This is a genomic window from Flavobacterium sp. (genome assembly GCF_043773265.1).
Classification (GTDB): Bacteria; Bacteroidota; Bacteroidia; order Flavobacteriales; family Flavobacteriaceae; genus Flavobacterium.
This window is the reverse complement of the sequence record NZ_JAYVFH010000080.1, coordinates 1-5,092: the sequence shown is the minus strand read 5'-3', so window position 1 is coordinate 5,092 and position 5,092 is coordinate 1. Positions and strand designations below refer to the sequence as shown.

Sequence of the window (5,092 nt, the reverse complement as noted above, 5' to 3'; positions counted from 1 at the left end):
AATTCAATTTCTTTTCTTCCCCAAGCTGCAAGCGAAATATCTTTCACTTTAAAAGCTACATAAGGTAATGTTTGTGTACTCATCTATTATGTATATTTGTTTTTTATAATTTGGTGCAAAATTACAACATAGGTTTCTAATTTAATAATTTTTTTTAAAATTTGTGAAATGTTTAATTGTTTAATCTTTTGAAAAACAGTAAAATACTAAATGCCATTACATAAAGTCATCTATTTGTCAAATAATACTAAGCTGTATCTTTGGAAGATTACAGAAGATTTTGATGTGCTTTTCAGTCAAGTTAAGCTAAAAGATTCCTCTTTAGCTCGATTAGAAACAATGAAATCACAAAGTCATCAAAAAGGGTTTTTGGCTGTTAGAATGTTGTTGCAACACAATGATTATTCTGATTTTGATTTGTATTATGATGAATTTGGAAAACCACATATTAAACCACAAAACTGTCACACTAAGCATGTCGAAGTGTCAATTTCACATTCCAATGATTTTTCGGCAATTGCAATTAGTGATCAAAAAGTAGGATTAGATTTAGAACAATTAAAAGAAAAAACAGTGCTAATTGCACCACGATTTATGGATGTTTCCCATTTAGAAAATTTATCCAAAGAAGAAAAAATCAAGAAAGCAACTGTTGTTTGGGGAATCAAAGAAAGTATTTTCAAAATCAAAAACGAAAAAGGAATCAGTTTTCCAAATCATATTTTTGAAGACGATTTTTCTTTTGAAGATAAAAAAGTAACTGCAATATTAAAGTTCAATAACAAAGAAGAAAATTTCAAAATCCAATTTGATTCAGAAGAAGATTATATCTTTGTTTGCTGCTTTGAAGAATAACTTATAAGCAAACCTCAAAGATTTTGAAAACCTTTGAGGTTTAAATAATTATGAAAAACATTTATCATCAAATACTAAATTCAAAAGCCAAAGGTGAAAAACTCTTAGCCATTCTTCTCGATCCAGATAAGTTGGCAGTAGAAAACCTTTTAGATTTAATTCAAAAAATAAACCAATCGCCAGCAACACATATTTTTGTTGGAGGAAGTTCTTTTGATGGAACACATTTAGATGAATTAATTACAGATTTAAAAGCAAAAATTAACTTACCATTTCTATTATTTCCAGGAAATCCATCACAAATTTCAAACAAAGCTGACGGAATTTTATTTCTAACATTACTATCAGGTAGAAACCCCGATTATTTAATTGAGCATCAAGTGAATGCAGTTCCAATTTTAAAAAAAACTAATCTTGAAATTATTTCAACAGGATATATCCTCATAGAAAGCGGTAATGAAACTTCTGTTGAAAGAGTAAGTAAAACTAAACCATTAGACAGAAACAACCACAATTACGCATTACAAACCGCACAAGCAGGCGAATTCATAGGAAATAAATTAATTTATCTCGAAGCCGGAAGTGGTGCAAAATTGCCAGTACCTCAACAAATGATTGCTTTGGTTTCGCAAAATATAACTATTCCATTAATAGTTGGTGGCGGAATTCGTTCTCTACAAGAAATTCAAAATTGCTTCAAATCAGGTGCCGATTTAGTTGTAATTGGAACTGCATTTGAAAAAGACACTAATTTTTTTAATTCTTAATCGATTGTCAAACTGAGCTTGTCGAAGTGCTAATAAAAAATATAAATGCTAGAATACCTTTTTTCTCAATATAATAACTATCCAACTTATGAAATTGTTTTAGAAATTACAGCAGTAGTTTTTGGATTATTGAGTGTTTGGTTTGCAAAGAAAGACAACATTTTGGTATTTCCAACAGGATTAATTAACACATCTATTTATGTTTTTTTACTTTGGAAATGGTCATTATTAGGCGACATGATGATTAATGGATATTATTTTATAATGAGTATATATGGATGGTTTCTTTGGACAAGAAAAAAAGGTAATGAAATTGTATATCCAATAGCAGTAATTTCAAATAAAGAAAAAAAGCAATCTGTTTTAATTTTTTTCTCAACTGTACTATTTGTTATTGTTATCTATCTTATTTTTGATAAATTTACAACTTGGATGTCATATGTTGATACATTTATTACAGGAGTATTCTTTGTAGCAATGTGGCTAATGGCAAAACGGAAAATTGAAAATTGGATACTTTGGATTATAGGAAATGTTATTTCAATTCCTTTATATTTCGCAAAAGGATATACTTTTACTAGTATTCAATATGTATTATTTACAATAATTGCCATTTTTGGCTATTTAGAATGGAAGAAAATCTTAAACAGTTACAATCAGAAATAATCAAGATTGCTTTGTATGGTCCAGAATCTACTGGAAAAACCACTTTGGCACAGCAGCTTGCAGAAGAATTCAATTCCACTTGGATTCCAGAATTTGCACGCAATTATTTACAAGAATTATGGAATAATGAAAAGAAAATTTGTCGTTATGAAGATTTACTTCCAATAGCTATTGGTCAAACAAAATTAGAAAACGAAACACTTGCTTCTGCAAATAAATATCTTTTTTGCGATACTAATTTAATGGTAACCAAAGTGTTTTCTGAAATCTACTACGGAAAATGCGATGCAACTATTGATAAAGCAGCAAGAAAACATAAATATGATTTATTTTTTCTAACAGACGTCGATGTTCCTTGGAAAAAAGACGATTTGCGAGATAAACCAGAAGAAAGAGAAAACACATTCGCACTATTTGAAAACGCTTTAATTGAAAATAAAAAACCCTACATAAAACTTTCGGGAAGTATTAATGAAAGATTTGAAAAAGCCACAAAAATTGTTCAAGATTTAATCAAGGCCAAAGAATTAGGATTAAATTCTTTCGATTTTGTAGCAATTTATAATCGAAATATAAATCTAGAAACATTAGAAAGTCAATTCCAAATTCTAAGAAACGGAATTCCAAAAATAAATCTAGAAAGACCAGCAATAATTAATGATGGAATAATGCCAATTTCTCTAGATGAAGCAAAGTATTACTCCAATTATTTTGATGAGAAAAGTATAAATTTAAAACTCAAAAAATTTGTTCCAGCATCTGGTGCAGCAAGTAGAATGTTTAAATTTTTATCTGAATTTTTAAATGATTTTAAACTCGGAGAAGAGTCAATAAACGCATACATCAATAGAAAAAAAGATAAAAACTTACCGGTTTTTCTTGTTGCCAAAGAAAAATTTCCTTTTTATAAAGATGTTTTAGAAACAACAAGATCAACATTTTCTGATTATAATTCTTGGGGAATTGATACAAAAGATTTTGGGTTTATTAAAACCATGCTTTCACAAAACCACTATAATTTTGCAAATAAACCAAAAGCAGTTTTGCCATTTCATAAGTATGAAACTCATACTGCAACTGCAATTGAAGAACATTTAAACGAATGTGTTTTTTATGCCACATCTAATAAAAAAGCAAATTTACATTTTACAGTTTCTCAAGAACATCAAGAAAATTTCGAAGAAATAATAAATAAAGTTAAAATAAAAATTGAGAGAGAAAATAATATTGAAATCAGAATAAAATATTCCTATCAAGACAAATCGACAGATGTAGTAGCTGTTGATTTAGACGGAAATCCATTTAGAGATGAAAATAATACATTAGTTTTTCGTCCCGGCGGACACGGTGCTCTAATTGAAAATCTTAATAATCTAAATGCCGATATTGTTTTTATAAAAAACATTGATAATGTAATTCAAAACCATATTGAAGTTGTAGCATTATATAAAAAAACACTGGCAGGAATTTTAATTCAAGTACAACAAACCATTTTTGGTTATTTAAAATTATTAGAAGAAGATTCAATTTCAAATGATAAACTTGATGAAATTGTAACATTTTTAGCTTCTAAATTGAGCATTTCGGTTATTGAAGATTTTTCTAAATATACTAAAGAAAGCAAAGTAGAATATTTGCAAAATGTTTTAAACAGACCAATTAGAGTTTGCGGAATGGTGAAAAACGAAGGTGAACCTGGTGGCGGACCTTTTTGGGTAAGAGACAATAAAGGAAACGTTTTTTTGCAAATTATAGAAGCTTCTCAGGTAGAAACAGATCAAGAAAAAATACTAGAAAGCGCAACCCATTTTAATCCAGTAGATTTAGTTTGTGGAATAAAAAATCATAAAAATCAAAAATTTGATTTGCTTCAGTTTGTTGATAAAAACACAGGTTTTATTGTTTACAAAAACAAAAACGGAAACCCATTAAAAGCATATGAATTACCAGGATTATGGAATGGCGCAATGGCAAAGTGGCTAACAATCTTTGTAGAAGTTCCACTAATAACATTCAATCCTGTAAAAACGGTAAACGATTTGTTAAAACCAGCACATCAATCACCAGATTAAAAATAATACTCTAAATTAAGAAATAATTACAAATAAAACATAGTGCCTTTGCGCCTTTGTGGCAAATTATGGATAAAGAAAAAATCATAACCGAGTTAAACTACAAAGCAGTAAGAAGTTCTGGTGCTGGTGGACAAAACGTGAATAAAGTTTCGTCTAAAGTAGTATTGACTTTTGATTTATTAAATTCATTTTCACTTTCTGACGAAGAAAAAGAACGCTCACAAAAAAAGCTAAAATCAAAATTAACATTAGAAGGAATTCTAATTTTAAACTGTGATGAAGACAGAAGCCAACTTAAAAATAAATCTATCGTTACCAAACGTTTTCTAGAAATTATAGAAAAATCTTTACTAATTCCAAAACCTAGAAAAGCCACAAAAATTCCAAAATCTGTAATTGAAAAACGATTAAAAGAAAAAGCTACAACATCTGAAATTAAACAAAATAGAAAAAAACCTGAGTTGTAGTATTAAGATAAATAAAAATCTAAAATCTTAATACAACAATCTTAATACTTTTCCTATCTTTGCCTCGTCTCAAAAAGGGGTGCAATTATTTGTAAAAAATAAAAGCTGAGATTATACCCAATGAACCTGAGCAGGTAATGCTGCTAAGGGAAAAATGACAAATTTATTTATAGTTTTTATGCTATAATAATGTCATAGGAAACAACTAATTAATTTTTTAATCACAAAGAATAATTACCTCTTTTTATTCGTAACTTTTTTT

Annotated in this window: 5 protein-coding genes and 1 riboswitch; all 5 genes read left to right on the top strand. The window is 28.4% G+C overall.

Annotated elements, in window-relative coordinates; all coding sequences use genetic code 11:
* Positions 1-210: 210 nt before the first annotated feature.
* The 5 genes from ACH2BO_RS04335 to arfB all read left to right on the top strand — a co-directional run bounded on the left by ACH2BO_RS04335 (position 211) and on the right by arfB (position 4,830).
* Positions 211-855, top strand: coding sequence for a 4'-phosphopantetheinyl transferase family protein (locus tag ACH2BO_RS04335; protein ID WP_395043528.1), 645 nt, complete (start codon positions 211-213; stop codon positions 853-855).
* A 50-nt stretch (positions 856-905) separates the two neighbouring features.
* The gene (locus tag ACH2BO_RS04330) at positions 906-1,622 is read left to right on the top strand and encodes a geranylgeranylglyceryl/heptaprenylglyceryl phosphate synthase (protein WP_395043527.1); all 717 of its coding nucleotides are present in this window, start codon (positions 906-908) and stop codon (positions 1,620-1,622) included.
* 45 nt (positions 1,623-1,667) lie between these two features.
* A complete protein-coding gene (gene pnuC, locus ACH2BO_RS04325; protein ID WP_395043526.1) occupies positions 1,668-2,288 on the top strand; it encodes a nicotinamide riboside transporter PnuC in 621 nt (206 codons plus the stop codon).
* The gene (locus tag ACH2BO_RS04320) at positions 2,252-4,360 is read left to right on the top strand and encodes a DUF4301 family protein (RefSeq protein WP_395043525.1); all 2,109 of its coding nucleotides are present in this window, start codon (positions 2,252-2,254) and stop codon (positions 4,358-4,360) included. The genes pnuC and ACH2BO_RS04320 overlap by 37 nt, the downstream gene beginning before the upstream one ends.
* A gap of 68 nt (positions 4,361-4,428) precedes the next feature.
* On the top strand, positions 4,429-4,830 hold the full coding sequence (gene arfB, locus ACH2BO_RS04315) for an alternative ribosome rescue aminoacyl-tRNA hydrolase ArfB (RefSeq protein WP_395043524.1): 402 nt from the start codon (positions 4,429-4,431) through the stop codon (positions 4,828-4,830).
* A 65-nt stretch (positions 4,831-4,895) separates the two neighbouring features.
* Positions 4,896-4,999, top strand: a riboswitch (TPP riboswitch).
* Positions 5,000-5,092: the final 93 nt, after the last annotated feature.